The 26,046-nt window shown below is 71.9% G+C and carries 26 protein-coding genes and 2 tRNA genes; 19 read left to right on the top strand and 9 right to left on the bottom strand.

The genetic code is table 11. From position 1 onward, the window contains the following. Nucleotides 1-24 precede the first annotated feature (24 nt). The 5 genes from KY5_RS14915 to KY5_RS14935 all read left to right on the top strand — a co-directional run bounded on the left by KY5_RS14915 (nucleotide 25) and on the right by KY5_RS14935 (nucleotide 4,327). Nucleotides 25-1,611 (top strand): hypothetical protein, encoded by a 1,587-nt coding sequence (locus tag KY5_RS14915; RefSeq protein WP_098242713.1) that lies wholly within the window; start codon nucleotides 25-27, stop codon nucleotides 1,609-1,611. Continuing rightward, nucleotides 1,611-2,975, top strand: coding sequence for an AAA domain-containing protein (locus KY5_RS14920; protein WP_098242714.1), 1,365 nt, complete (start codon nucleotides 1,611-1,613; stop codon nucleotides 2,973-2,975). The genes KY5_RS14915 and KY5_RS14920 overlap by 1 nt, the downstream gene beginning before the upstream one ends. Nucleotides 2,976-3,180: 205 nt before the next feature. Then, the gene (locus KY5_RS14925) at nucleotides 3,181-3,519 is read left to right on the top strand and encodes a hypothetical protein (RefSeq protein WP_098242715.1); all 339 of its coding nucleotides are present in this window, start codon (nucleotides 3,181-3,183) and stop codon (nucleotides 3,517-3,519) included. A gap of 123 nt (nucleotides 3,520-3,642) precedes the next feature. Continuing rightward, a complete protein-coding gene (locus KY5_RS14930) occupies nucleotides 3,643-4,263 on the top strand; it encodes a bifunctional DNA primase/polymerase (RefSeq protein WP_098242716.1) in 621 nt (206 codons plus the stop codon). Continuing rightward, nucleotides 4,254-4,327: transfer RNA gene (locus KY5_RS14935), tRNA-Lys, on the top strand. The genes KY5_RS14930 and KY5_RS14935 overlap by 10 nt, the downstream gene beginning before the upstream one ends. A gap of 60 nt (nucleotides 4,328-4,387) precedes the next feature. On the opposite strand, the gene KY5_RS14940 is transcribed toward KY5_RS14935, so the two are convergent. Then, on the bottom strand, nucleotides 4,388-5,668 hold the full coding sequence (locus KY5_RS14940) for a M6 family metalloprotease domain-containing protein (RefSeq protein ID WP_098242717.1): 1,281 nt from the start codon (nucleotides 5,666-5,668) through the stop codon (nucleotides 4,388-4,390). Nucleotides 5,669-5,994: 326 nt separating this feature from the next. Between KY5_RS14940 and KY5_RS14945 the strand changes: the two genes are divergently transcribed. Next, nucleotides 5,995-7,815, top strand: a complete 1,821-nt coding sequence (locus KY5_RS14945) for a putative bifunctional diguanylate cyclase/phosphodiesterase (protein WP_098242718.1) — start codon at nucleotides 5,995-5,997, stop codon at nucleotides 7,813-7,815. 127 nt (nucleotides 7,816-7,942) lie between these two features. On the opposite strand, the gene KY5_RS14950 is transcribed toward KY5_RS14945, so the two are convergent. Continuing rightward, nucleotides 7,943-9,028, bottom strand: coding sequence for an LLM class flavin-dependent oxidoreductase (locus KY5_RS14950; RefSeq protein WP_098247261.1), 1,086 nt, complete (start codon nucleotides 9,026-9,028; stop codon nucleotides 7,943-7,945). A 219-nt stretch (nucleotides 9,029-9,247) separates the two neighbouring features. Between KY5_RS14950 and KY5_RS14955 the strand changes: the two genes are divergently transcribed. Together KY5_RS14955 and KY5_RS14960 are read left to right on the top strand one after the other, a co-directional pair. Beyond that, nucleotides 9,248-9,496: a hypothetical protein gene (locus KY5_RS14955; RefSeq protein ID WP_055547964.1), complete on the top strand. Its 249-nt coding sequence runs from the start codon at nucleotides 9,248-9,250 to the stop codon at nucleotides 9,494-9,496. A gap of 65 nt (nucleotides 9,497-9,561) precedes the next feature. Then, nucleotides 9,562-9,753 (top strand): hypothetical protein, encoded by a 192-nt coding sequence (locus KY5_RS14960; protein ID WP_098247262.1) that lies wholly within the window; start codon nucleotides 9,562-9,564, stop codon nucleotides 9,751-9,753. An 8-nt stretch (nucleotides 9,754-9,761) separates the two neighbouring features. Here KY5_RS14960 and KY5_RS14965 read toward each other — a convergent pair whose 3' ends face one another. Both KY5_RS14965 and KY5_RS14970 read right to left on the bottom strand, forming a co-directional pair. Then, nucleotides 9,762-10,499, bottom strand: a complete 738-nt coding sequence (locus tag KY5_RS14965) for an aspartate/glutamate racemase family protein (protein WP_098242719.1) — start codon at nucleotides 10,497-10,499, stop codon at nucleotides 9,762-9,764. Further along, nucleotides 10,496-11,335: an aspartate/glutamate racemase family protein gene (locus tag KY5_RS14970; RefSeq protein ID WP_098242720.1), complete on the bottom strand. Its 840-nt coding sequence runs from the start codon at nucleotides 11,333-11,335 to the stop codon at nucleotides 10,496-10,498. The genes KY5_RS14965 and KY5_RS14970 overlap by 4 nt, the downstream gene beginning before the upstream one ends. Nucleotides 11,336-11,622: 287 nt before the next feature. Between KY5_RS14970 and KY5_RS14975 the strand changes: the two genes are divergently transcribed. Both KY5_RS14975 and KY5_RS14980 read left to right on the top strand, forming a co-directional pair. Continuing rightward, the gene (locus KY5_RS14975) at nucleotides 11,623-12,579 is read left to right on the top strand and encodes a D-2-hydroxyacid dehydrogenase (protein WP_098242721.1); all 957 of its coding nucleotides are present in this window, start codon (nucleotides 11,623-11,625) and stop codon (nucleotides 12,577-12,579) included. An 89-nt stretch (nucleotides 12,580-12,668) separates the two neighbouring features. Further along, nucleotides 12,669-14,072 (top strand): amidase, encoded by a 1,404-nt coding sequence (locus tag KY5_RS14980; protein WP_098242722.1) that lies wholly within the window; start codon nucleotides 12,669-12,671, stop codon nucleotides 14,070-14,072. A 60-nt stretch (nucleotides 14,073-14,132) separates the two neighbouring features. Here KY5_RS14980 and KY5_RS14985 read toward each other — a convergent pair whose 3' ends face one another. Continuing rightward, nucleotides 14,133-14,633: a DUF3830 family protein gene (locus KY5_RS14985; RefSeq protein WP_199843083.1), complete on the bottom strand. Its 501-nt coding sequence runs from the start codon at nucleotides 14,631-14,633 to the stop codon at nucleotides 14,133-14,135. Between the two features lie 97 nt (nucleotides 14,634-14,730). On the opposite strand from KY5_RS14985, the gene ehuB reads away from it, so the two are divergent. The 9 genes from ehuB to KY5_RS15030 all read left to right on the top strand — a co-directional run bounded on the left by ehuB (nucleotide 14,731) and on the right by KY5_RS15030 (nucleotide 21,555). Further along, nucleotides 14,731-15,663 (top strand): ectoine/hydroxyectoine ABC transporter substrate-binding protein EhuB, encoded by a 933-nt coding sequence (gene ehuB / locus KY5_RS14990; RefSeq protein WP_098242724.1) that lies wholly within the window; start codon nucleotides 14,731-14,733, stop codon nucleotides 15,661-15,663. Further along, nucleotides 15,660-16,394 (top strand): ectoine/hydroxyectoine ABC transporter permease subunit EhuC, encoded by a 735-nt coding sequence (gene ehuC / locus KY5_RS14995; RefSeq protein ID WP_098247263.1) that lies wholly within the window; start codon nucleotides 15,660-15,662, stop codon nucleotides 16,392-16,394. Before ehuB ends, ehuC begins: the two co-directional genes overlap by 4 nt. Then, a complete protein-coding gene (ehuD, locus tag KY5_RS15000) occupies nucleotides 16,391-17,038 on the top strand; it encodes an ectoine/hydroxyectoine ABC transporter permease subunit EhuD (protein WP_098242725.1) in 648 nt (215 codons plus the stop codon). Before ehuC ends, ehuD begins: the two co-directional genes overlap by 4 nt. Beyond that, entirely contained in the window at nucleotides 17,028-17,843 is an 816-nt protein-coding gene (gene ehuA, locus KY5_RS15005) for an ectoine/hydroxyectoine ABC transporter ATP-binding protein EhuA (RefSeq protein WP_098242726.1), read from the top strand. The genes ehuD and ehuA overlap by 11 nt, the downstream gene beginning before the upstream one ends. Before the next feature lie 146 nt (nucleotides 17,844-17,989). Continuing rightward, nucleotides 17,990-18,757 (top strand): IclR family transcriptional regulator, encoded by a 768-nt coding sequence (locus tag KY5_RS15010; protein WP_199843085.1) that lies wholly within the window; start codon nucleotides 17,990-17,992, stop codon nucleotides 18,755-18,757. A 105-nt stretch (nucleotides 18,758-18,862) separates the two neighbouring features. Further along, nucleotides 18,863-18,936: transfer RNA gene (locus tag KY5_RS15015), tRNA-Lys, on the top strand. Between the two features lie 135 nt (nucleotides 18,937-19,071). After that, on the top strand, nucleotides 19,072-19,752 hold the full coding sequence (locus KY5_RS15020; protein WP_098242728.1) for a DedA family protein: 681 nt from the start codon (nucleotides 19,072-19,074) through the stop codon (nucleotides 19,750-19,752). Nucleotides 19,753-19,762: 10 nt separating this feature from the next. Further along, a complete protein-coding gene (locus KY5_RS15025) occupies nucleotides 19,763-20,920 on the top strand; it encodes a sensor histidine kinase (RefSeq protein WP_098242729.1) in 1,158 nt (385 codons plus the stop codon). After that, nucleotides 20,911-21,555, top strand: a complete 645-nt coding sequence (locus KY5_RS15030; protein WP_098242730.1) for a response regulator transcription factor — start codon at nucleotides 20,911-20,913, stop codon at nucleotides 21,553-21,555. Before KY5_RS15025 ends, KY5_RS15030 begins: the two co-directional genes overlap by 10 nt. 9 nt (nucleotides 21,556-21,564) lie before the next feature. On the opposite strand, the gene KY5_RS15035 is transcribed toward KY5_RS15030, so the two are convergent. From KY5_RS15035 to KY5_RS15050, 4 genes are all read right to left on the bottom strand, one after another. Next, nucleotides 21,565-21,891, bottom strand: coding sequence for a hypothetical protein (locus KY5_RS15035; RefSeq protein WP_234362733.1), 327 nt, complete (start codon nucleotides 21,889-21,891; stop codon nucleotides 21,565-21,567). Nucleotides 21,892-21,905: 14 nt separating this feature from the next. Beyond that, complete coding sequence (locus KY5_RS15040) at nucleotides 21,906-22,565, bottom strand: LuxR C-terminal-related transcriptional regulator (protein WP_098242731.1); 660 nt, start codon at nucleotides 22,563-22,565, stop codon at nucleotides 21,906-21,908. Beyond that, on the bottom strand, nucleotides 22,544-23,848 hold the full coding sequence (locus KY5_RS15045; protein ID WP_098242732.1) for a sensor histidine kinase: 1,305 nt from the start codon (nucleotides 23,846-23,848) through the stop codon (nucleotides 22,544-22,546). The genes KY5_RS15040 and KY5_RS15045 overlap by 22 nt, the downstream gene beginning before the upstream one ends. Before the next feature lie 419 nt (nucleotides 23,849-24,267). Then, nucleotides 24,268-25,938: an AMP-binding protein gene (locus tag KY5_RS15050; RefSeq protein ID WP_098242733.1), complete on the bottom strand. Its 1,671-nt coding sequence runs from the start codon at nucleotides 25,936-25,938 to the stop codon at nucleotides 24,268-24,270. Nucleotides 25,939-26,046: the final 108 nt, after the last annotated feature.

A 26,046-nucleotide genomic window follows, 5' to 3' on the forward strand; every position in this document is an offset into this window, starting at 1 on the left:
TCTGCGGGTCGTGGAGGGGGTCGTGTGTCGCTGATCGACAGTCTTGCCCGGATGGAGGCCGTGGAGACCGGTCGTGCGCAGCCTCGTGCGACGGTGCGCCACCGGCACCTCTCCCAGCGGCCGCTGGTTCTGGTCCCGCTCACCACCGCGGGCGAGGCGGGCGCCCCGCTCGGCGCCCTCGTCGGGACGGAGCGCACCTCGCCGCGGCTCCTCGTCGTCCCCCAGCCCCGCGACCGCGACCTGCGCTTCGCCTTCCTCGCGGAGCTCGCCGAGATCGTCCTGCCGTACGTCGACGGGTTCGCGGCCGACGTCGAGGCGGCCGAGCGGAACGAGACCGACCCCGAGACCGGCAAGCGCGTCAAGGTCGAGGTCGAACTGTGCGCGGACGCACCGCAGTTGATCGTGCCGAGCCGTGCGGGCATCGAGTTCGTACGGTTGCTCGGCCGTTCCATGCGCTTTCGCAGGACCGCCGAGCAGGACCCCGAGACGCCCTATCCCGCCCCGCCCCGCGTCCCGCTGCTCGGCCGCTGGCTCACGCACTTCGGTGAGCGCGCGAGGGTGCCGGGATCGGTCCTGCTCACGGCCATGACCGAGCTGCTCTCGCGGCACTGGGCCACCGGCCAGTCCAGCCTGGAGGACCAGCACCTGGGCGCCCTGCTCGCCTGGATCGAGGCTCCCGAAGGCACCTCGGGCGCCGAGGCAGCGCGCCACGCCGAGCTGACCCGCGACGCGGAAGGGCAGCTGCTCTGCCCGCCCGCGGGCCCGGCCACCGACCCGGCCTTCGACAACGACCTGCTCGCCCCCGCCATGGAGCGCTACGACCGCGCCCGCACCGCGCTCGCCGCCGCCGAGGACGGCGTCGAGGCGGACGTCGGGCTGGCCGCGCTGACCGCCGCGGAGCGCGAGATCCACGCCCTGGTCGCGAGCAGGACCCGCCCCACCTGGGACGCCGTGTGGCGCGGCCTCGACGCCCTGTGCACGCTCCCGGTGGCCGCGCACGCCGCCGACCGGTGGACCCGCGACCGCTGGTCGTTCACCGGCCACCGGGACCGCGTCACGGCGGGCGAGCCCCCGCAGCCCCGCGTCGACGACGCGATCACCGCGGCGAACAAACTGGCCACGCGCGAGCGCGAACAGGCCCGCCTCGACGCCCAGGAGGCCCTCGACGACCCGCTGGTCATGGCGGGCCGACGGCTCGCGGGCGAGGCGTTCGCCGGGGAGGTGACCGAGGTCGTCATGGCGTACAGCGAAGCCAAGAACCCGCGCCCGCGCCCCCTGGTCACCGTCCGTACGGACGACCAGCCCCACCTCGGCGAGCGCACGAAGGTGTACCGCTCCCTCGGGGGCAAGCCGCAGACCGCCGAGTTCGTGGGCCACGAGGACGGCGGCTCGGTCGTCCTGCGCCTCACCGACAAGATGGGCCGCGGCAAGGAACCCGACGAGGGCTCCGTGCCGGTCAAGGGCGACCGGATCTGCTGGACGCTCTTCGAGCACGAGCAGCGCGGCGGCCCCAAGCTGCCGGACCCGGAAGCCACCCCGTGGACCCACGGCGGCCCGCCGTCGGACGCCGCGGAGAGCCCCGACCCCGTGACCGCGGAGGACACCCTGTGATGCAGCTCGCCCCGCCCGCGGGCGGCACCTTCGACCCCGGCGCCGAGGCGGCGCGCGCCACCGACGCGATCCTCCACGACACGCTGCACGGCACGCACCGCGGCGTCGTGGTCGACTCGCCGCCCGGCGCGGGCAAGTCGACGCTGGTGGTCCGCGCGGCCCGCGAACTGGCCGCGGCGGGCCGCCCGCTGATGGTGATCGCACAGACGAACGCGCAGGTGGACGACCTGGTCCTGCGGCTCGCCGAGAAGGACCCCGAGCTGCCGGTCGGCCGTCTGCACAGCAGCGACCCCGATCCGTACGACAAGGCGCTCGACGATCTCCCGAGCGTCCGCACGTCCACCAAGGCGGGCGACCTCGCGGGCCTGGACGTCGTGATCTCGACGGCCGCGAAGTGGGCGCACGTCAAGGTCGACCAGCTCGACGCGCCGTGGGGACACGCCATCGTCGACGAGGCGTACCAGATGCGGTCGGACGCGCTGCTCGCCGTGGCCGGGCTCTTCGAGCGGGCGCTGTTCGTGGGCGACCCCGGCCAGCTCGACCCGTTCTCGATCGTCGGCGCGGAGCAATGGGCCGGTCTCTCGTACGACCCCTCGGCCTCGGCCGTCAGCACGCTCCTCGCGCACAACCCCGAGCTGCCGCAGCACCGCCTCCCGGTGTCCTGGCGCCTGCCCGCCTCCGCGGCGCCGCTCGTCTCGGACGCCTTCTACCCGTACACGCCGTTCCGCAGCGGCACGGGGCACGAGGACCGCGCGCTCACCTTCGGGGTGCCGTCGGACGGTTCGGGCCCCGACGAGGTGATCGACGAGGCGGCGCGGGCGGGCTGGGGCCTGCTCGAACTGCCCGCGAGGAACACGCCGCGCACGGACCCGGAGGCCGTGCGCGCGGTGGCCCTGGTCGTCCGCCGCCTCCTGGACAGGGGCGGCGCGGCCACCTCGGAGCGCGCCCCGGACCCGACGCCGCTCACGGCCGACCGCATCGCCGTCGGCACCGCCCACCGCGACCAGGCGGCCGCGGTGCGGGCGGCCCTCGCCGACCTGGGCGTCACGGACGTCACGGTGGACACGGCGAACCGCCTCCAGGGCCGCGAGTACGACGTGACGGTCGTGCTGCACCCGCTCTCGGGCCGCCCGGACGCCACGGCCTTCCACCTGGAGACGGGCCGCCTGTGCGTCCTGACCTCGCGCCACCGCCACGCCTGCGTCGTGGTCTGCCGCGCGGGCGTCTCCGACCTGCTCGACGACCACCCCTCCACGGAGCCGGTCCAGCTGGGCGTCACGGTCAAGTTCCCCGACGGCTGGGAGGCGAACCACGCGGTTCTAGCGCGGCTGTCAGAGCATCGGGTGAGTTGGCGCCCCCGTTAGGGGCGCGGGGAACTGCGCGCTCAGCGCGCGAAAAGCCGCAGTCGCGTCTGCCGAGGTCTCCGCAGACGCGACTGCGGCTTGTCCGTGGTTGCGCGCGCAGTTCCCCGCGCCCCTGACGGGGGCCCGCCCCCTTGCGGCGCAAGGGACAATGAGAGTCGGCCGGAACCCGGACGGACAGCCCGCACCTGCACGAGGAGGACGAACCATGGCGGAGCCCGAGCGACGCATGCGACCCGCGCCGCTGCTCTTCGAACCAGCGGAGGCCGGTGCCGACCCGGAGCACTTCTTCGACCTGGAGTCGATCGAGGACCCGCGCGAGCTCCTGGACAGGGCGACGGAGCTGACGCACGCGTTCCGTGCCGCGACGGACCGGTCCGTCGAGTTCCAGGCCATCGCGGCGGCCCAGCTCGCCGACCCGCGCCGGTTCGACCGGCTGACGACCGCGCTGATCGCGGAGCGCGCGGAGTGGACCGAGGACTACGCGGAGAAGATGGTCGAGTTCGGGCGCGACCTGCTGCGCGGGGGTGTCGAGCGCCGGGACTGATCGCGCCCGAAAAGATCAGTTGGCATATGCCAGCAGGGCAAGGTACTCCACCTCACCCCTCGTTGTCCCGGTTTCCAGCAACTCTCAGAAATGGAATGTTCACTACCGGTAGACCTGTCTGCCATGAGCGCCCCTACCGCCCACCACTCCCCCACGACCCCTGCGACCCCCGGCCGCGATGCCTGTGACGTGACCGCCGACGGAGCCGCCTGGCTCGCCTCCGCCGAAACGTATCCGCGCAGCGCCCTCGCGCACTGGCGCAGCCGCCCCTGCGCCCCCGCGGTGCTCCCCTGCGGCTCCGCCTTCGACGTGATCAGCGCGCCCGTCGTCTTCGGGCGGCGGATGCTCGACCGCTTATGGGAGGAAGGCCCGGGATCGGGCCCCGTCGCCGCGCACCGCGGCCGCGTCCTGCTCTTCACGGCCCCCGGCACCGCCCAGCGGCTGCCCAGCCTGCTCGCCTGGGAGGAGTGGGGCCGCGCCGTCCCCTCCGTGCTCTGCCACGGCACCGGCGACGCGGTCACCGTGCCGCCGCCCTCCGCGGGCGCCCCAGGCTCCGCCGCCCACCTGGAATCGCGCTGGCTGGTCGCCCCCGACACCCGGCATCCCTGGCTGCCCGGCCCCGAGGTGATGCTCTGGGCCTGCGTCCGCGCGGCCCGCTCCGCCGCGTCCGCCGCGGTACGCATATCGATTTTTCCTGGCGGCGATCAGGATGCTAAGGTCTACGACGTCAGCAGGCGCCGCTAGCTCAGTTGGTTAGAGCAGCTGACTCTTAATCAGCGGGTCCGGGGTTCGAGTCCCTGGCGGCGCACAGACAGCAGGAAGCCCCTCGCGCGAGCGGGGGGCTTTTTGCATGGGTGCGCGAGGGCCCTCAGCCCGCCGTGACCTGCACCGTCCACGCCCCCGACGCCGTCCGTCCCGCCACCTCGACGCGTACGTCCTCGTCGGGCACCGTGAAGCTCTCGCCCACCCGCACCGGGGCGTCCGCCAGCTGCGGATACACCGAGTCGCCCCAGCAGGACTCCGATTCCGGATGGGCGTCGACGACCTCGATGGGCCCGCCGCCCGACGCCGTGCCGCCCCGCACCCGGTAGACGAGCACGCCCTCGGTGCACGTCGCGTGGTCGTTGCCCTCGGTGCCGCGCGCCTCGATGGCGATCGCCGTCTCACGCCCCGTGCGGACCACCGCGAGCTTGGTGCCGCCGAGGGCGCCCCGCCCCGGGGTCGCCGAGAGCGGTTCCAGGGTCAGCCGCTCCGTGCCTCCCGTCACGCACCGCACCTGCCTCGGCTCCAGCCAGCCGAGCTTCCACTTGTGCCAGCCGAAGAGGTCGGGGGCGAGGCCGAACTGGCTGCCCATGACGTCCCAGTCTCCGACGTAGGTGTCCCAGTCGCCCTTGCCGTCGGTGGGCCGGTGGTAGAGGTCGGGCAGGTCGAAGACGTGGCCCGTCTCGTGGGCCAGGACGTTGCGGTCCGGCGGGTGCCGCTCGAAGACCGTGACGATGCGCCGGATGTCGGTGCCGTCGGCCCGCATCGGGTGGTCGAAGTTCACGACCTTCGTGGCGTCCGAGTCGACGCCGGGCGCGTCCGGGTCGGCGACGAAGTAGACGACGTCGTACCGCGAGAAGTCGACGTGCGGATCGGCCGCGGCCATCGCGTCGCGCAGATAGGCGCTGCGCCGCTTGGCGTTCCAGTCGCGCTGTATGGCGTACGCCGTGGAGTCCTCCGGCATCTCCACCCAGGCGCGCCGCGGGTGCGGGCGCAGGGCGAACTTGCCGTACGAGGCGCGCTCGAAGAACCGGCTCGTGGCCGGGAAGTAGTCGGCGGTGAGCTCTTCGGGGGTGGTCCGCGGCGGGGAGTCGGGGAAGGACAGGTAGACCATCACCGCGTTCAGGGTCCTCGCCGGGCGCGGGTAGGAGGCGTTCCAGGTGTCCAGGCCCTCCGAGTGATGGGCGGGGGTGCGGCGCAGGGCGCAGGGACCGCCCGCCGAATCGGCGATGGCCGGGCCCGCGACCAGCGAGGTCGCGGCCAGGGCGGTCAGCGAGGTGAACAGGGCCGCGGTGGTGCGCAGGGCGGATTTCTCCCCTCCACGGGTGAGTCCCCAAGGGGGGAGCTGACGCGGCACGTCGACCTCCGGGTGCGGAATGCGGGACACCCCACCCACCCTGTGACGTTTTGTTGATGTCCGCCCTGTTTGTCTGGCCCTTCCGAGTGAGCGACGGGTCCGCGGTCGACACGCGGACGCTCACAGAACGTCACAAGCGATCGGCTCACAACGGAACCAGTTCACTGCCGAGCAGAAACGATCTGCCGTAGGCGACGGGCCGCACCCCGCCCCGCGGCGCGGCTGGAAAGGGCCTCTGGCCTGCCTCTATGATCGGCACACTTTCCTGCGCGGGCCCGGGTTCCAGGCCACGGCCCGCCAGCTGCCCGCCGCCCGACGAGACCTGTTCGAGAACAACTGCACTGCGGGAGCAAGCGGTGAACGGAACGTCAGAAGGGCCCCCGCCCCCGGCGGTCACGGCGCCCGGTCGCGCCAGGACCGCCGTCACCCAGCGTCGTCCCCCGGACCCGGCCGACTACCTCGCCGCCTTCACCGGCGCCCCGCTCCCCCTCGCCGTCGTCGACCCCGACGGCCGCGTGGTCTGCGCCAACGACGCCCTCGCCGAGCTGCTCGGCACCGCCGCCGACGCGCTCGCCGGACGCGCCGCCGCCGACCTGGTCGACCTGTCGTCCGACGCCCGCGCCTGGCACGCCTACCGCGAGGTGCTCCGCGGCAGGCAGGCCAAGCTGCGCTGCACCCGCAGACTGAAGCACCCCGACGGGCACTCCCTGTGGGTGCAGGTCACGGTGCAGCCCATGCCGGACTCGCAGGGCGGGGGCGACGGGGCCCGCGCCGTACTGCTCTCCGCCGCCGACATCAGCGCGCGCCGCGAACTCCAGGCCAGGCTGCGCCACGTCCAGATGCACGACCCCGTGACCCGCCTGCCCAATCGCAACCTCTTCTTCGAACGACTGGCGTCGGCGCTCGAAGCGGGTGCCTACGACGACACGAGCACCGGCCGGATCGGCCTGTGCTACCTCGACCTCGACGGGTTCAAGGCGGTCAACGACACCCTCGGGCACCGGATCGGCGACCGGCTGCTCGCGGCCGTCGCCAAACGCCTGACGCACTGCGCCGACGAGGCCGGGTACGGCGGGGCCTCGGCGCCCCTGGTGGCGCGCCTGGGCGGCGACGAATTCGCCCTGCTCGTCGAGGAGTCGACCGGCACGGAACAACTCGCCGACCTCGCCGAAGCGGTCCTGAAGACGCTGCGGGAACCCTTCGACCTCTCCGGGCAGCGGCTCTCCGTCTCCGCGTCCATCGGCGTCGTCGAGCGGCGCGCCGCCGGCACCACCACGACCGGGCTCATGCAGGCCGCCGACACCACGCTGTACTGGGCGAAGACCGACGGCAAGGCCCGCTGGACGCTCTTCGACCCGGAGCGCAACGCCCACCGCATGACCCGCCAGGCCCTGGCCAGTTCACTGCGCCCGGCCGTCGAGCGGGGCGAATTCGTCCTGGAGTACCAGCCGTTGGTGGGCCTGGCGGACGAGGACGTGCGCGGGGTCGAGGCGCTGGTGCGCTGGCGCCACCCGCAGTTCGGGCTGCTCACGCCGAATCGGTTCATCGGCCTGGCCGAGGAGGACGGGTCGATCGTGCAGCTCGGCCGGTGGGTCCTGCGCACGGCCTGCCGACAGGCGCGGCGCTGGCAGTTGGCGCATCCGGAGCGGGATCCCGTCTTCGTGAGCGTCAACGTCGCGGTGCGGCAGGTGTGGGACTCCGACCTGGTCGCCGATGTCGCGGAGATCCTCGCAGAGACCGGACTCCCCGCGGAACTCCTCCAGTTGGAGCTCACCGAGTCCGCCGTCATGGGCTCAGCGGGGCGCCCGCTCCAGGCTCTTCAGGCGCTCAGCGACATGGGGGTGCAGATCGCCATCGACGACTTCGGCACGGGGTACTCGAACCTGGCGTACCTGAGCCGCCTCCCGGTGTCCGTACTGAAGCTCGACGGGTCGTTCGTGCGGGGCTTCCAGTACGAGGAGGGGGAGGCGCATCTGAACCCCGCCGACGAGGTCATCGTCGAGGCGTTGGTGCGGTTGGCGCACCAGTTGGGGATCACGGTGACCGCGGAGTGCGTGGAGACTGCGTCTCAGGCTCGGCGGCTTCGGCGGATCGGGTGTGACACGGGGCAGGGGTGGCTGTACTCCCGTGCGGTGTCGCCGGATCGTATCTCCGCACTTTTGCGGGGCGCTTCATAGCGGGTGCCCCGTCAGGGGCGCGGGGAACTGCGCGAGCAACCACGAACAAGCCGCAGCCGCGCCTGCGGGGATCTCGGCAGACGCGACTGCGGCTTCTCGCGCGCTGAGCGCGCAGTTCCCCGCGCCCCTAGCGGGGCAACCCGTACGCGTCGGCGATCAACTCGTACGAGCGCAAGCGGATGTCGCCGCTGTGCGCGTTGCCCGTGATCATCAGCTCGTCCGCGCCCGTGCGCTTGGCGAGGTCGTCGAGGCCGGTGCGCACCTCGTCGACGGTGCCGTGGATGACGTTGGAGTTCCAGGTGGTGATGAACTCCTGCTCCATGGGGCTGAACTGGTGCGTCTCGGCCTCCTCGGGAGTGGGCACGAGGCCGGGGCGCCCGGTGCGCAGGCGGACCATGTTCAGGGCCGCGGCCCGCACCTGGCGGCGAGCCTCGTTCTCGTCGTCGGTGGCCAGCGCGGAGACGCCGATCAGGGCGTACGGGGCGTCGAGCACCGCGGAGGGCTTGAACGACTCGCGGTAGAGGTCGAGGGCCGGGATGGTGTTCTGCGCGGAGAAGTGGTGCGCGAAGGCGAACGGCAGACCGAGGACGCCCGCGAGCCGGGCGCTGAAGCCGGAGGAGCCGAGCAGCCAGATCGGCGGGCGGTGGGTGGACTGCACACCGCCGGGCGAGGTCGCCTGGATGGGCCCGGGCACCGCGTGGATGCGCCCGTACGGGTGACCGTCAGGGAAGTCGTCGTCCAGGAAGCGGGTGAGCTCGGCGAGCTGCTGGGGGAAGTCGTCGGCGCCCTCGTTCAGCCGCTCGGCGCGGCGCAGGGCGGCGGCGGTGGCGCCGTCGGTGCCGGGGGCCCGGCCCAGGCCCAGGTCGACGCGGCCCGGGGCCATCGCCTCCAGGGTGCCGAACTGCTCGGCGATCACGAGCGGGGCGTGGTTGGGCAGCATCACGCCGCCGGAGCCGAGCCGGATGCGGCCGGTGTGGGCGGCGAGGTGGGCGAGGATCACGGCCGGGGAGGAGGACGCGACGCCGGGCATGGAGTGGTGCTCGGCCACCCAGTAGCGGTGGTAGCCGCGGCCCTCGGCGAGCTTGGCGATCTCGACGCTGGTGCGCAGCGCGTCGGTGGCGGTGCGCCCCGCGCCGACGGTCACCAGGTCGAGTACGGACAGGGGCACGGGCGCGGTGCCGTGCCGCTCCCCGCGGATGCCGTCCTCGCGGATGCCGTCGTCACGGGTGCCCTCGCCGGTCGGGTCCACTGTCACTGGGGGTGCCTCCTGCACTGCGTACATACGTCACGTGGGTACGGGACAGCCAACAGGAGTGGTTCTCCGTTTATTCCCGGCCGGTCCGGGCGGGTCCGGAGGTTCCCCGCCGGGGCCGTACGGGAAGCACCGGACTAACGTGACACGTGCGACGGATCCCATCCACGGAGACTGACCATGGCCGAGCCGCTCAAGACCCTCGTCGACGGAGTCGAGGTCGAGGTGCCCAACACCATCCCGGACATCCGTGCCGCCCTGCCCGAGGAGCGGCGCGCGGAGTTCGACCGGGCCATCAACGCGGCCGGGGTCGACGAGATCCACGCCGTGATGCGGCACTGGATGCTGGAGGCCGTGCCCGATCCCGACGCCGAGGCACGGCTCGCGCGGCTCGCCTCCGACGAGGCGGAGAGGCGGGGCGTCGCTTGAGTGCCCGCCACCGCCGGAGCCACCGCGTGACCTACGCGCCTCCGGCCGACGACACCCTGGCCAAGATGGGCGACGCCGACGCCTTCCGGGCCGCGCTGACGCGCACCGTGGCCCGCGATCCCTACGGCCACGGCTCCACGCCCGTGCGGGACGACCCCGACCGCAGGGAGGCGACGGTGGGCGGCGCCATCGTCCTGTACTACGTGTCGGGGTCGGTCCAGACCCTGACGGTGGTCAGGCTGATCCTCAGTCCTTGAGCCGGTTCTCAGCCCTTGACCTGCACCAGCGGCTCCTTGGTGAACAGGGAGCCGAGCGCCGGGGCGTTCAGGCGCCGCGACGCGAGCCGCAGGGCCTCCCAGACCGTGACCTGGTTGGCCGTCAGGACCGGCTTGCCGATGGCCTCCTCGGCCTCGCGGACGTACGCCGCGGTGTGCAGCGCCGTGTCGGGCAGGAGCAGCGCCTGGGCGTCCGCGTGGTCGCCGTCGCGGGCCAGGGCGAGCACCTCGTCGCGGCCCCAGGTGCCGACCTCGGCGGCCGTGATGATGCCGCTGCCCCGCACCGAGACGACCTCGGCGCCCGCGTCCTTCAGGAAGGCGGAGAAGTGCCCCGCCACGTCGTCCGGGTAGGTCGCCGCGATCGCCACGCGGGTCGCGCCCACCTCGCGCAGGGCGTGGGCGAAGGCGAACGACGTGGAGGACGCGGGCAGTCCCGCCGCCCTGGCGAGGTCGCGGACCTGCTCGTGCGCGCCCTCCCAGCCGAAGACGAAGCTGGCGCTGGTGCACGCCCAGACCACCGCCTCCGCGCCGGAGAGCCTGAGCTCCTCGACCCCGGCGGCGAGCCGCTCCGCCGAGCCCATCTCCAGGAGCGCGTCGACCCGGTGGGCGTCCTCGCCGATGTCCGTATGGACGACCTGCAGCCGGACGTCGCTGCCGAGCATCTGCTCCATGCGGGGGTAGTCGTCCTCTGCCGAGTGCCCCGGGTAGAGAAATCCGAGTGCCGTCACGTCCAGCCTCCTCCTTCTGCGGGTGGCCCCGCGGGCGGTCCTTCGGGCAGGCCCTGGCCCTGTGGCGGCCTCGGCGGGTTCAGCGGACTGGCGCCCGGCCTGGCCGCGGGATTGATCAGTGCCTGATAGGGCCCTACCGCACCCGTACCCAGCCTGCGCAACGCCGACCACATCGTCACCTGGTTCGCCGAGAGCACCGGAACACGCAGCTCCGCCTCCAGTTGCGGAATGACGTCGTACGTCGGCAGGTTGGTGCAGCTGATGAAGAGGGCGTCGACCCCACTCGTGACCGCGCGCCGCGCCATGTCGGCGACGTCCCGGTAGGGGACCTTCCAGATGTGCCGGGTGAGGCCGAGGTAGGCACGGCCCGTGACGTGGACCCCGGCCTCGGCCAGGTACTGCTCCAGGGCCTGGGTGACCGACCAGGTGTAGGGCGTGACCAGCGCGATGCGCCGCGCGCCCAGTTCGTCGATGGCTTCCAGGAGCGCGCCCGACGTGGTCACCGACGCGACCGCGCCCTCGCGCGTCATGGCCTCGCACATGGCCCGTTCGCCGGCGGTGCCGCCGACGAAGCTGCCCGAGGTGCAGGCGTAGGCGAGGACTTCGGGTTCGGCGGCGCTCAGCGCACGGACCGCCTCCCCCAGCGTCTCGTGTTCGCTGACGACGCGCGCGAGGTCCAGGCTGACCTCGACGGGCACGTACGGAGTACGGGTCAGATGAAGGGAGACCTCGTCCGGGATCCACCGCCACAGTTCGCGGTCGAGGGCGAAGTCGAAGGGTGCGACGACACCGACACCGCGTTGCGGTTGTGGTCCGCCGAGAAAGGAGACGTCCATGAGCAGGCCCCACGTTCGTGCGTGGTGATCAGGGACCGGCCGGGGGCCGGGGACGAGCGATACCGGCGACGCGCCGGGACGTCGGGACGGGGATGCCTGTGCGGCGGACCGCACAGAGAGTGCGAGCGGATGCGCGGACAGTACTCGGTTCCGGAGACGACTGCACGACAGCGCCTCTGTTGACGAAGGTAGGTTCGGGTGCCAGCGTGGTCAATCCGCACATCTCAGACGGCCGAGCCGTACCTCTTCAGGGAAGCGGAACCTCATTGCGAAACGGTTTCCCCTCGATGTCCGAATCAACCGTTCTTGTCCTTGACGCCCAGCCTCCTGAGCCACCGCCGAGGCTCGGGAAGCTCACCGGGCGGGCCCGGATCCTGCACGCGGACGCGTCGAATCTGGCCGGACAACTGCCCCTGGCCGACGTCCTGTTGGTGTGGGACTTCAGCTCACACGCGGTGCGCGACGCCTGGCCCGGCGAGGGCGCGAGGCCCCGCTGGGTGCATACGGCGAGCGCGGGCGTGGATCATCTGATGTGTCCCGAGCTCGCGGCGTCCGACACGGTGGTCACCAACGCCCGCGGCGTCTTCGACCAGCCGATCGCCGAGTACGTCGCGGCGCTCGTCCTGGCCATGGCCAAGGACCTGCCACGCACCCTCGACCTGCAACGCGAGCGCGCCTGGGAGCACCGCGAGACCCGCAGGGTCGGGGGCACCCGCGCCTGTGTGGTGGGGACCGGGCCGATCGGCCGTGCGATCGCCGGCACGCTGAAGGCGCTCGGCATCACCACCGCCCTGGTGGGCCGCACCGCGCGGGCCGGGGTGCACGGGCCCGACGACCTCGACCGGCTGCTCACCCGCGCCGACTGGGTGGTGTGCGCGGCGCCGCTGACCGACGACACGCGGGGCATGTTCGACGCGCGGCGGTTCGGCGTGATGCAGCCGTCGGCGCGGTTCGTCAACATCGGGCGCGGCGCCCTCGTCGTCGAGGACGACCTGGTGGAGGCGCTGACCAAGCGGTGGATCGCGGGCGCGGCGCTCGACGTCTTCGAGCAGGAGCCGCTGCCGGGCGACAGCCCGCTGTGGACGGTGCCGGGGCTGCTCGTCTCCCCGCACATGAGCGGTGACACGGTCGGCTGGCGCGACGAACTGGGCACGCAGTTCGTCGAGTTGTACGAACAGTGGTCGACGGGACAGCCGCTGGCGAACGTGGTCGACAAGAAACGTGGGTATGTCCCAGGACATTGATCACCCCTGATCACCACTCCTGATCACCACTCCTGATCACCACTCCTGATCACCCCGGACACCGCCCGACCGCCTCCTGAGGAGCGTGCATGACCGAGCTCACGGATCTCACCGCCGTACAACTCGTCGACGGCTACCGCAAGGGCGAATTCAGTCCGCTCGACGCGACGCGCGCCGTGCTGCGGCGGGCCGAGGAGAGCCAGGGCGCGGTGAACGCGTTCGTGCGGATCTCCGCCGAGGAGGCGATCGCGCAGGCCGGGGCCAGTACGGAGCGGTGGCGCCGTGGCGAGCCGCAGGGCCTGGTGGACGGCGTCCCGGTGTCGGTGAAGGACCTGCTCCTGCTGCGCGGCGGGCCGACCCTGCGCGGCTCGATGACCGTGCGTCCGGAGGGCAAGTGGAACGAGGACGCGCCCTCGGTCGCCCGGCTGCGCGAGCACGGCGCGGTCTTCGTCGGCCGCACCACCACACCGGAGTTCGGCTGGAAGGGCGTCACGGACGGGCCGCAGAGCGGGATCACCCGTAATCCGTACGACACGTCGCGCACCTCGGGCGGCTCCAGCGGGGGCAGCGCGGCGGCCGTGGCGGTCGGCGCGGGCCCCCTGTCGCTCGGTACGGACGGCGGCGGTTCGGTGCGGATCCCCGCGGCGTTCTGCGGGATCTTCGCGCTGAAGCCGACGTACGGCCGGGTGCCGCTGTATCCCGCGAGCCCCTTCGGCACGCTCGCCCACGTGGGCCCGATGACGCGGGACGCGGCGGACGCGGCGCTGATGATGGAGGTCATCACCGGCCCCGACGCGCGCGACTGGTCCCAACTGGGCCCGGTGGCGGGCAGTTTCCGCACCGGCGTCGGGGGCGGGGTGCGCGGTCTGCGCGTCGCCTACTCCCCCTCGTTCGGCGGCCAGGTCGCGGTGCGGCCCGGGGTCGCCGCCGCGGTGCGCCGCGCGGTGGAGTCGCTCGCCGCGCAGGGCGCGTACGTCGAGGAGACCGACCCCGACTTCTCGGACCCGGTGGAGGCGTTCCACACCCTGTGGTTCAGCGGGGCCGCGCGCGTGGTGCAGCATCTCTCGCCCGCCCAGCGGGAGTTGCTCGACCCAGGGCTGCGGGAGATCTGCGGGCGCGGCGCCCGGTACAGCGCGCTCGACTATCTGGCCGCCGTCGACACCCGCATGGATCTGGGCCGCCGGATGGGCCGCTTCCACTCGACGTACGACCTGCTGGTCACGCCGACGCTCCCGATCACCGCGTTCGAAGCGGGGGTCGAGGTGCCCAAGGGCTCGGGGCATCGGCGCTGGACGGGGTGGACCCCGTTCACGTACCCGTTCAACTTGACGCAGCAGCCCGCGGCGACGGTGCCCTGTGGCCTGGACGAGGACGGACTGCCCGTCGGGGTGCAGATCGTCGGGGCGCGCCACGCCGACACGGTGGTGCTTCGGGCCGCGCATGCGTTGTACGAGGCGGGGGCCGGGGGGATCGCTCCTCCCACCGTGGGGTGATGTCTCGGGGGCGTTGCCCCCGGGCCCCCAGTCCTCAATCGCCGGACGGGCTTGTTACACCTACAGCCTGCGGAAGTTCAGCGACTCCCCCTGCGCGCCCGCGCGCCACAGGTCGTTGCAGGCCTCGGCCATGCGGTCGAGGCCGTCGACGATCTGGCCCCAGACGATGCCGGGCACCCAGCCGACGTCGCCGTTGAGGAGCAGGTTGTTGCGTTCGTAGAAGAGGGCCAGGTCGACGACGGTGGTGCCCGCCTTCACGTCCGCCCCGGCCTCGTATCCGTATGCCTGGGTCCCCAGTTCCGTACCGGAAAAGGAGAAATAACAGAGATCTCCTGGGATAGGGGTGACTGTCGGATTTTCCAGGGGCGGCTCGCGGTCCGCGAATGCCGGGAAAAGGGCGTAGATCTCGTTGCGCGCGTATTTCGCGTGATAGACGTCCGAGCCGAGCGGAAGCGCCTCCCACACCGCCTCGCAGGTCACCGGGGCCCGGTCGTCGAGCAGCTTTGCCGTGCACTGAACTCCCCGCTTGGCGAGGGAGACTTCGATGAATCGGTCTGCCATGTGTCCCATGCTCCTCCCTGGGTCAAGACCACAACGATTGCATCAGGGGCCGAAATTCATCGGCATATCTCGTGTCGAGTCGGGTAGCCGCGCGCCCATGGCTCCACCACTTGGGAACGACGAGGGATTCATAGGCAGAGCGGTCCGCCGCCGCAGCCTGCTCACCGGAGCGGGCGGGGCGGCGTTGGGCGCTCTCGGGGTCCCGGCATGCAGCCGGGTCCCCGACGAGGGGAAGGTTGAGGGGGGCGATCTGCTGGACCGACTGCGCGACAGCGGCACGGTCAGGATCGGTGTCGCGGGCGAGGTCCCGTTCGGATACATCGACGAGAACGGCGAGGTCACCGGCGAGGCACCGGCGATCGCCAAGGTCATCTTCCCCCGCCTCGGCATACCCAAGGTCAAGGCGGTGCCGACCAAGTTCGGCGCCCTGATCCCCGGCCTCACGCAGGCCAGGCAGTTCGACGTGGTGTCGGCGGGCATGTACATCAACCCGACGCGCTGCGCGCAGGTCCTCTTCTCCGACCCCGACTACCTCATGCTCGACTCCTTCATCGTGAAGAAGGGCAACCCGCACGGCATCAAGGGCTACGAGGACATCGCCAAGAAGGGCCTGAAGCTGGCCAGCGGCACCGCCTACGCGGAGATCGACTACGCCAAGGCCGCCGGCGTGAAGTCCGTCCTCGTGCTGCCCGACCAGGTGGCGGGGCTCGACGCCGTCGCCCAGGGCCGGGTCGACGCGTTCGCGGGCACCAACGTCACCGTACGTACGGTGATCAAGAAGAATCCGCGGGTCGAGGCGACGAAGCCCTTCCAGCCCGAGGTCGACGGCGAACCGGCCTACGGCGCGGGCGGTTTCGCCTTCCGGCTCTCCGAGAAGAACCTGCGCGACGCCTTCAACGAGGAGCTGCACAAGCTCAAGAAGAGCGGCGAGCTCCTGCGGATCGTCAAGCCGTTCGGCTTCACCGAGGACGAGATGACGGATCTGACCGTGGCGAAGCTGTGCCCCCCGGCGAAGGGCGCCTCCTCATGATGTCGTCGGAGTTCTTCGGGAACTGGTTCCTGCCCGGTGTCTGGATCACCGTGCAGGTCACCCTGCTCAGCGCGGCCCTCGCGTTCGTGATCGCCTTCCCGATCGGTGTGCTGCGCACGTCCCGGCTGTGGATCGTGCGGTTCCTCGCCGGTGCCTACTTCGAGATCTTCCGCAGCACCTCGTCGCTGGTCTTCATGTTCTGGATCGCGTTCACGGTGCCGCCGGTGTTCAACATCAGCTTCCAGCCGATGTTCGCGGGCGTGCTCGCGCTCGGCATCACCTACGGGGCGTACGCCTCCGAGATCGTGCGCGGCGCGCTCGCCGCGGTGCCGCCCGCGCAGCGCGAGGCGGGCATCGCCCTGAACTTCACCCCGCTGCAACGGCTGCGCAGGATCGAACTGCCGCAGGCCTGGCCCGAGATGATCCCGCCGTTCAACAACCTGCTCATCGAGCTGCTCAAGGGCACCTCGCTCGTCTCGCTCATCGCGGTGGGCGACATGACCTTCGCCGGTGACCTGCTGCGGCTCGTGAAGAACGAGAGCGCGCCGATCTACACGCTGCTGCTCGCGCTGTACTTCGTCTTCGCGTTCATCCTCACGCGCGGCATGCGGCTCCTGGAGCGGCACGCCAAGAAACGGATCGGGCAGACGCCCGAGAAGACCAGCCTGTTCGGCGGCATGCGCTCCAAGTCGGCGATCGACGCCGTCACCGGTACGGGGGGTGCCAAGTGAACTGGAACTGGTCGCACGTCGACGACTTCATGCCGCTCTTCTGGGACGGCGTGGAACTCACCCTCAAGGCGCTGCTCTTCGGCACCCTGATCGCCTTCTCGCTCGGCCTGGTCTGGGCCGTCGCCCAGCGCTCCGAGAAGAAGTGGATCCGCTGGCCCGTCACGGTCGTCACCGAGTTCATCCGCAGCACCCCGCTCCTGGTGCAGCTGTTCTTCCTCTTCTACGTGGTGCCCGAGTGGGGCCCCTCGATGTCGCCCCTCACCACGGGCATCGTCGGCCTCGGACTGCACTACTCGACGTACACCTCGGAGGTCTACCGGGCCGGGATCGAGGGCGTCCCCGCGGGCCAGTGGGAGGCGGCCACCGCGCTCAGCCTCTCCAAGCGCCGCACCTGGACGGCCGTGATCCTGCCCCAGGCGGTGCGCAGGGTGATCCCCGCGCTCGGCAACTACGTGATCATCATGCTCAAGGAATCGCCTCAGATGGCCGCCATCGGCGCGCTCGACATGCTGGGCCAGGCCCAGGGCTACAGCCAGGCGACCTTCACCTACGAGGCGATCAGCGTGGTCGGCGTCGCCTTCATCGTCATCGCCTACCCGGCCTCTGTTCTTCTGCGAGTTTTGGAGCGTCGCCTTGTCCGCTGACAGCAGCACTTCCCAGGAAATCCCCAACCCGGCCGTCGACGGCAGCGAGCTCATCCGCTTCGACAAGGTCGTCAAGCGCTACGGCTCGAACGTCGTCCTCGACGAGCTGGACTTCTCGGTCGCCTCCGGCAAGCACGTGACGCTGATCGGCCCCTCCGGGTCCGGCAAGACCACGATCCTGCGGCTCCTGATGACGCTGGTGAAGCCGGAGCAGGGCACGATCAAGGTGGGCGGCAACTACCTCACCCACGAGGAGCGGAACGGCAAGCTCGTCACGGCGAGCGAGAAGCACGTCCGCGAGGTCCGCAAGAACATCGGGATGGTCTTCCAGCAGTTCAACCTCTTCCCGAACATGAAGGTCCTGCGCAACGTCATGGAGGCGCCGGTCAGCGTGCTGGGCCTGCCCAAGGACGAGGCCGAGCAGCGCGCCCGGGAGCTGCTCGACCTGGTCGGGCTCGGCGACCGCTGCGACGCGTACCCGACCCAGCTCTCCGGCGGCCAGCAGCAGCGGGTCGCCATCGCGCGGGCCCTGGCGATGCGCCCGCAGGTGCTCCTCCTCGACGAGGTGACCTCCGCGCTCGACCCGGAGCTGGTGGCGGGCGTCCTCGACGTGCTCCGCGACATCGCGCACACCACGGACATCACGATGCTGTGCGTGACCCACGAGATGAGCTTCGCCCGCGACATCTCGGACCAGGTCCTGATGTTCGACTCGGGTCGGGTCATCGAGTCCGGTTCGCCGGAGAAGATCTTCACGGAGCCGGAGCACGAGCGCACCCGCGAGTTCCTCAGCGCGGTCCTGTGACCTAGGCATATGCCAGGGTGGCGCGTTCCTGCTGACAGGCACGGGCGCGCCACCAATCTCCCCAACAGACGCTCCGCATGCGCCACTTGGCGGCTATCGTGGGACGGAGCCCAGCTGTCCGGAACCGTTCCACGCAGGGGGAAGCCGTGGCGTTGCAGCACGAGGCGACCACGCCGCACCACTCCGTCCAGAGCGCCCTGCGGGTGCTCGAGATCGTCGCCAGGCACAACACCGGAGTGACCACCGCCGACCTCGCCCGTGAGACCCGGCTGCCGCCCGCCAGGCTGGCACCCCTGCTGCGCATGCTCCTCCGCGAGGGGTACGTCGAGCAGCTCACCGACAGCGCCACCGGCGCGTACGTCACCGGGGAGTCCTTCGCCCGGCTCGGCTCCGCCCACCAGCACGACCAGGCGCTGCGCGAGAAGCTGCAGCGCACGCTCGACGGCCTGCGCGACTCGATCGGCGCGGCCGTCTACATCAGCCGTTACGTGGACGGCGAGGTCAAGGTCACCGACTTCGCCGCGGGCCCCCGCACCCCCGCGGTCAACGAGTGGGTGGACTTCCGGTCCTCCGCCCACGCCAGCGCGGTCGGCAAGAGCCTGCTGACGCAGCTCGACGTCGACGGGCGCAGGGATCATCTCTCCCGGCACAAGATGGCGCGGCTCACGTCGCGGACGATCACGAACGAGAAGATCCTCCTCAACCGTCTGGCCGCGCAGCCCGCGACGGTGCCGGTACTCGATCTTCAGGAGTACGCGGTGGGCACGGTGTGTGCGGCCGTGCCGATCACTGCGGGGGCCGCGGTGGGGTGCCTTGCGCTTTCCCTGCCGGTTGAGCATGCGCATCGGCTTCGGGAAGCCGCGGATACGTTGAATCGTGGGGCGGCGCCGGTGTTGCTGTCCCTGGCCATCTAGGCTCGCTGCGGGTTTGTGGGGGCTGGGCGCGCAGTTCCCCGCGCCCCTACGGGGCCCGTGGTTCGAGGCACCCCCTCGGAGCAGGTAGTATTTTCTTGTCAGCAGGCGCCGCTAGCTCAGTTGGTTAGAGCAGCTGACTCTTAATCAGCGGGTCCGGGGTTCGAGTCCCTGGCGGCGCACAGACAGCAAAGGCCCTCCGTTCACACGGGGGGCCTTTCGCGTACGTCGCGTTCACCGGGGGTGCGGAAAACCGCACCCCGAGTCGACGGCAACCCCCATACCGTCGCTGACCTGCAATTTCTAGCGTTACTCCTATGGACCTCATGACTCTCGCCCTCCCCCAGGAGCCCGCGGGCGGCATCGCGGGCTGGGCAGCCGACCTCGTGGACACACTGGGCGGCCCCGGCGCCGGTCTCGCCATCGCCCTGGAGAACCTCTTCCCGCCCCTGCCCAGCGAGGTGATCCTGCCGCTGACCGGCTTCGCCGCCGGGCAGGGCGTGATCAGCCTCGGCTCCGCGCTGTTCTGGACCACGCTCGGCTCGGTCGTCGGCGCGGCCGCCCTCTACTGGATCGGCGTGCTCTTCGGACGCGAGCGCATGCACGCCCTGTGGGCGAAGCTGCCGCTGGTCAAGACCTCCGACCTGGAACGCACCGAGGCGTGGTTCGCCAAGCACGGCACCAAGGCCGTCCTGCTCGGCCGGATGGTGCCGATCTTCCGGAGCCTGATCTCCGTCCCCGCCGGGGTGGAGCGCATGCGCCTGCCGGTCTTCCTCGCCCTCACCACGCTCGGCAGCCTGGTCTGGAACTCCGTCCTCGTCCTGGCCGGATACTGGCTCGGCGACCAGTGGCACGCGGTCGAGACCTACGTCGGGCTGCTCTCCAAGGCGGTCCTCGTCCTGGTCGTCGTGGCCCTCGCCGCCTATGTGGCGGTGCGCGTCCGGTCCAGGAAGCGGCCCCGGGCCACCTCGACGCCCCGGCACCGCCGCGTCGACTAGGGGTCGGCTAATGTCGGACGGCGTGAAGGAGCCCGTGGCCGCCCCGTTCCTGCTCAGAGTCGCCGGCGTGCTCATCGGCTGTCTCACCGCCCTGCTCGGGCTCGGCTATTTCGTCGTCGCCGGTGCCGCCCTCGGCGCCTTCCTGCTCTGGCCGCGCACCCGCGGCCGCGCCCACGCGCTCCTCGCGTCGGGCGCGCGCAGGCTGACCGGCGTCGAGCGGTGGCGCAGGTCCCTCTTCTTCCACGACACGTTCCCCGAGCACCGCGCCTCCGACCAGCAGATCCTGCGCTACCTCGCGGCCCGTACGTACTCGGGACTGCTCTGCGCCGTCGTGGTCGGTCTGGTCGACTTCGGCGCGGTCCTCGCCGGGATCTTCGCGGTGTCGCTCACCACCCGGGCCTCGATGACCTGGGTCGACGTGCTCAGCCAGGTCGTACTCGGCGGCACCCTGCTCTTCCTCGCCGTGCAGGGGCTGCGCGCGCTGACCGACCAGGACGCCCGGCTCGCCAGCGAGTGCTTCGGGCCCTCCGAGCGCGAGCTGCTCCAGCGGCGCATCGACGAGCTCGCCACCAGCAGGGCCGCGGTGGTCCAGGCCGTCGACGTGGAGCGGCGCCGCGTCGAGCGTGATCTGCACGACGGCGTCCAGCAGCGGCTCGTCGCGCTCGCCATGCTGCTCGGCAGGGCCCGCCGCGGCCGTACGCCCGAGCGGGCCGACGCGCTCCTGGAGCAGGCGCACAAGGAAGCCCAGGAAGTCCTCACCGAGCTGCGCGAGGTGGCCTGGCGCGTCTACCCCACCGCGCTCGACAGCCTGGGGCTGCGCGAGGCGCTCGGCGGGGTCTCCGAGCGGTCCGCGCTCCCCGTGCGCATGGAGTACGACGTGCCGGACCCGCTGCCGCCCGCCGTCGAGACGGCCGCCTACTTCGTCGTGTCCGAGACCGTCACCAACGCCGCCAAGCACTCCCTCGCCGACGAGGTCCACGTGGCGGTGCGCGGCAGCGGGACCACGCTCACCGTCGTCGTCCGCGACACCGGGGCGGGCGGCGCCGACCCCGCGGGCAGCGGTCTGACCGGGCTGCACAGCCGGGTCGCCGCGCTCGACGGCACCCTGCGAGTCGATAGCCCCCTCGGGGGACCCACCACCATCACCGCGGAGCTGCCGTGCGCGTAATCCTCGCCGAGGACTCGACCCTGCTGCGTGAGGGCCTGGTCCGGCTGCTCGCCGAGGAGGGCCACGAGGTCCTCGCCGCCGTGGGCGACGCCGACGCGCTGCTGCGCGAGGTCGAGGCGCACGCCCCCGACGTCGTGGTCACCGACATCCGCATGCCGCCCGACCACACCGACGAAGGGCTGCGCGCCGCGGTGCGCATCCGCGAGCTGCGCCCGGAGATCGGCGTGGTCGTCCTCTCCCAGTACGTGGAGCGCAACTACGCGGCGCAGCTGCTCACTTCGAGCGCCGAGCGCGTCGGCTACCTCCTCAAGGACCGGGTCGCGCAGGTCGAGGAGTTCCTCGACGCCCTGGAGCGGGTGCACGCGGGCGGCGCCGCCATCGACCCCGAAGTCGTACGGCAGTTGCTCATCCGCACCACGCACAGCGACCCGCTGACCCGCCTGACTCCCCGCGAGCGCACCGTTCTGGAGGCGCTCGCCGAGGGGCACACCAACGCGGCCATCGGGGAGAAGCTGCACATCTCGCTGAGCGCGGTCGAGAAGAACCTCAACGCGATCTTCGACAAGCTGGGCCTGCACCGGACGACCGGCTACAGCCGCCGGGTGCTGGCCGTGCTGCGGTACCTGGAGTCCTAGTCCCGACGACTAGGAGAGGACGACCCCGTCCATGAGCAGCGCCGCCACGAGACCCGCGGCGAGCAGCCAGGTGCCGAGCCTGGTGCGGCCGCGGCGGCTCAGCTCGATCACCAGGCCGCAGAGGATGAGCAGCAGGCCGTAGACCCCGACGACGAGCACGGAGGATCTGCTCGCCAGACGCAGGGCGAGGACCACGGCGGCGGCGGCCATCAGGAGCGAGGCCGCGGCCATGCGGGCGCGGCGGGCTCTGGCCGCGGGGGTGGGGCCCTCGTGCGGCGTGGGGTCGGGTTCCGGGGTGTGGTGCGTCGCGGACTCTGTCCGGTCTGGCGTGCTCATGTCGTGGATCGTACTCACGCCCTCAGGTACGCAAGGACCGCGAGGACCCTGCGGTGCGTGCCGTCCGCCGGTGGCAGGTCCAGCTTTCCGAGGATGTTGCCGATGTGCTTGCCGACCGCCGCCTCGCTGACCACGAGGTCGTGGGCGATCGCAGCGTTCGACTTGCCCTCGGCGACGAGTGCGAGCACCTCGCGCTCGCGCGGCGTCAGTTGGGCCAGCGGGTCGCGGCGGCGGCGCAGCAACTGCCGTACGACTTCGGGGTCGACGACCGTGCCGCCCTGCGCGACCCGCGTCAACGCCTCCACGAACTGCTCGACCTGGCCGACCCTGTCCTTGAGGAGGTAGCCGACGCCGGTGCCGTCGCCGGTGTCCAGGAGCTCGGCGGCGTAGGCCCGTTGGACGTACTGGCTGAGCACGAGCACCGGCAGTCTCGGGCGGACCGCCCTGAGCTCCACCGCCGCGCGCAGCCCCTCGTCCTGGAATCCCGGCGGCATGCGCACGTCGGTGACCACGACGTCCGGCTCGTACGCCGACACCGCGTCCCGCAGCGCGTCCGCGTCGCCGACCGCGGCGACCGTCTCGTGGCCGAAGCGGGTGAGGACGCCGACGAGTCCCTCGCGGAGCAGCACGCTGTCCTCGGCCAGGACGACTCTCAGCGGGCTTCGGCTTGGCAAGGGATCTCCACGGAGAGGACGGTCGGCCCGCCGGGCGGGCTGGTGACCGTCAGTCTGCCATCGAGGACGGCCAGGCGGTCGGCGAGTCCCGTCAGGCCCGTGCCGCGCCCGGGGTCCGCGCCGCCGCGGCCGTCGTCGCGTACGTCGATGCGGAGCGCTCCGCGGGTGTGGGCCGCCGTGATCCTCGCCTCGCGCGCGCCGCTGTGCCTGTCGATGTTGGTGAGCGCCTCGCGGACCGCGAAGTAGCCCGCGGACTCCACGGGTTCGGGCAGGCGCGGGAGTTCCGCGTACTCGATGTCCACGGGGACGGTCGAGCGGTCCGCCGCGTCCTCGATGGCGGCGGTGAGGCCGTAGTCCGCGAGTACTTGGGGGTGGATGCCCCGGATCAGCTCGCGCAGCTCGGTGAGCGCGCCGTCCGCCTCGGCGTGCGCCGTGGCGAGGGCGTCGGCAAGCCGCCGCGCGACGGGCCCTTCGGGGATCCCCGCCGCGTCCAGCCTCGCGAGCCCGAGCGACATCGTCAGGGCGACCAGACGCTGCTGGGCCCCGTCGTGCAAGTCCCGCTCGATCCTGCGCCGTTCCGCCTCGAAGGCGTCCACGAGGCGGGCCCTGGACCGGGTCACCTCGGCGAGGCTGTCGGCGAGTTCGGACTCGCGCGGTGCGAGGAGGAGGCGGGTGAAGGCGGCGCGCGCGGCGGCGTACGCGACCAGCGGCAGCAGCAGTACGAGGAGGAGGACCAGGCCGAGCAGTGCGGTGGCCGTGGCCGCCGGGTAACCGTCGACCAGCCACAGCTTGGCGGGCCTGATCCCTCCGCTCCCCGCGACGGCGAGGTGCGCCGGCGCGGCGATGAGCAGCGCGGGCAGGGCGAAGGCGCAGGCCACGACGAGGAGGTCGAGCGGCCACAGGACGAGGGCGAGCAGCACGGTGTAGGCGAGCTCGCGCCAGGTGGCCTGCTCGCGCAGCCGCAGCCGGAACCAGGCGGCGACGCCCGGGGATTCCGGGGTGCGGTGGGGGGTGGGCGCGGGGGTTTCGGCGGGCTTGAGGAGGCGGAGGCGGCGGCGTTCCAGGGCGGCGAGGGGGATGCCGGAGAGGGTGAGGGCGGCGAGGAGGGGGATGCCAACGAGAACGATGACGAGGAGGCCGGAGAGGGTTACGAGGACGGTGCCGATGAGGAGGACGGTGAGGCCGAGGAGGGCGCCGGTGGCCAGGTAGGCGATGCTGCGGCAGGGGGCGGTGAGGTGAGGTCGGGGCCATCGGGTGGTGCTGGTGGTGGTCGTCGTCGGCATGGGGTCACGTTAGAGCCGGGGGCGGGTGTGCGCCTTGGGTTCGGCTGTGGGGCGGGGCCGCGGGGGTATGTGCGTACTCGCCGTCCCAGAGCATTGCCAACGGACTTGCTTCCCTGCCTCGTTCACTGATGTGCTCCGTGCGCACATACCCCCACGTCCCCTCGGGCCGTCCAGGCGACTGCGGCCCGCTTTAGGGGCGCGGGGAACTGCGCAAAACCCCGTGTGCCACCGCGCTGGACGTGAGGCACTGCGGCGGATGAGGGAGAAGCCGCCACCTCCCCCACCCACCCCGCACGGTGAGGCCGTGGTGCCGCTTTTAGGGGCGCGGGGAACTGCGCGAAACCCCGTGTGACACCGCACCGAACGCAGGGAAAAAGCCACCCCCCTCCCCCACCCACCCGGCAGGGCCCCGCCCCGGTCTAAGGGAGCAGCTCGGATCTGCCCTGGGACTCGTACTGGGCCCGCAGCGACGCCACGTCCGCCCCCGTCAGGGGGTGGTAGGACGCCTGCCCCGGGGCACGCCACCACACGGGGTCGGCGCAGCGGAACGCCTCCGCGCGGAGCGCGGCCCGTGCCACCTTGTTCGTCGCCGTCACCGGCATCCGCTCCACGATCCGGACGAATCTCGGAGCCATCTTCGTCCCCAAGTCCCGCTGGGAGAGCAGGAATTCGGTGAAGGCGAGCGGGTCGAAGGGAGTGGAAGGCGGTGGCGCGAGCGCCGCCATGACCTGGTCCCCCGCCACCGGATCCGGCACCGCGTACACCGCCACCGCAGCCGCCCCCTCGTACCGCGCGAGGATGTTCTCGATGACCGCCGCGGCGAGGTTCTCGCTGTCGACCCGCAGCCGGTCGTCGGTGCGTCCGGCGAAGTAGAGGTGGCCCTCGGCGTCCCGGTAGAAGAGGTCACCGGTCCAGTACCAGCCGCCCCGCAGCCGCTCCGCCTCCGCCTCCTCGTTGCGCCAGTACCCCTCGAAGGGGTTCCTTCCCCGGTTCACCAACTCGCCTATGGCAGAGGATCCGTTGAGCAGTCTGCCGTCGGAGGCGAACTCCGCGGGATCGCACTCCCGGCAGGTCCGTGGGTCCACCACCGCGAGGTCGTCGCCCGGCGCCGCCCTGCCGATCGCCGTCGGCGGCGTGTCCGCAGCGCGCCGGATCGCCGCGCCGCCCTCGGAGGAGCCGTAGCCCTCGACGAGACGCACCCCGAAACGCTCCTCGAAACGTGCCGCGTCCACCGCCCCCGCCTCGGTCCCGAACCCGACCCGCAGCGGGTTCTCCCGGTCGTCGGCGCGGGCCGGAGTGGCCAGGATGTACTGGACCGCACGGCCCACGTAGGTGAAGTACGTCGCCCTGAACTCCCGGACGTCGGACAGGAATTGGGACGCCGAGAAGCGGCGGCGCAGCGCCACCCCGGCCCCGGCGGCCAGCGCGGGCGCCCAGTCCGCGATGACCGCGTTCCCGTGGAACATGGGCATGCAGATGTAGTGGGTGTCCGTGGAGCGGACGCCGAAGTGCTCGACCAGGGAGCCGCCCGCCGCCGCCAGCCTGCCCTGGCTGCAGATCGCCGCCTTGGGGGCGCCCGTCGATCCCGAGGTGAAGTAGAGCAGCATGCGGCTGCGCGGCGTCACGGTCCGCGCGATCTCCGGCTTCGCGCCCGCGTAGGGCGCGAGCAGCTCCGCGTACGCGTCCGTGTCGGTCACCAGGATGCGCACGGAGGGGAGTTCGAGGCCGTCGAGGAGCGGGAGGTGGGCCCGTTCCGTCACCAGGACCGCGCAGTCGGTGTGCAGGATGTCGCGGGCCAGTTCGGCGCCGCGCCGCGTGGGATTGATGCCCGCCACCGCGGCGCCCGCGAGCGCCGCCGCGCTCAGCCAGAGGGGGTATTCGGGGGTGTTGTCGAGCAGGACGCCGATGTGGGGTTCGCCGCGTCGGGGCAGCAGGTCGGCGAGCAGGGCCGCTCTCGCCGCCGCCCCCGCCGCCACCTGGTGGTGCGTCAGCCGCCCTGTCGCGAAGCGCAGGCCGGTGCGGTGGTCGCCCCAGCGCGCCCGTACGAGTTCCGCGACCGTGGCCGCGGCCGTGTTCCCGGTGCTCTCCATGGGCGCGCACCATAATTGACGGGGCGTCATATTGGCAGGGCGGCGCCGCGCACGCCGTGCGATCGGCACGGCGTGCGCGGAGGCTACCGGTGGGGTGCGGGGAAGACC

Source organism: Streptomyces formicae, assembly GCF_002556545.1.
GTDB lineage: Bacteria > Actinomycetota > Actinomycetes > Streptomycetales > Streptomycetaceae > Streptomyces > Streptomyces formicae_A.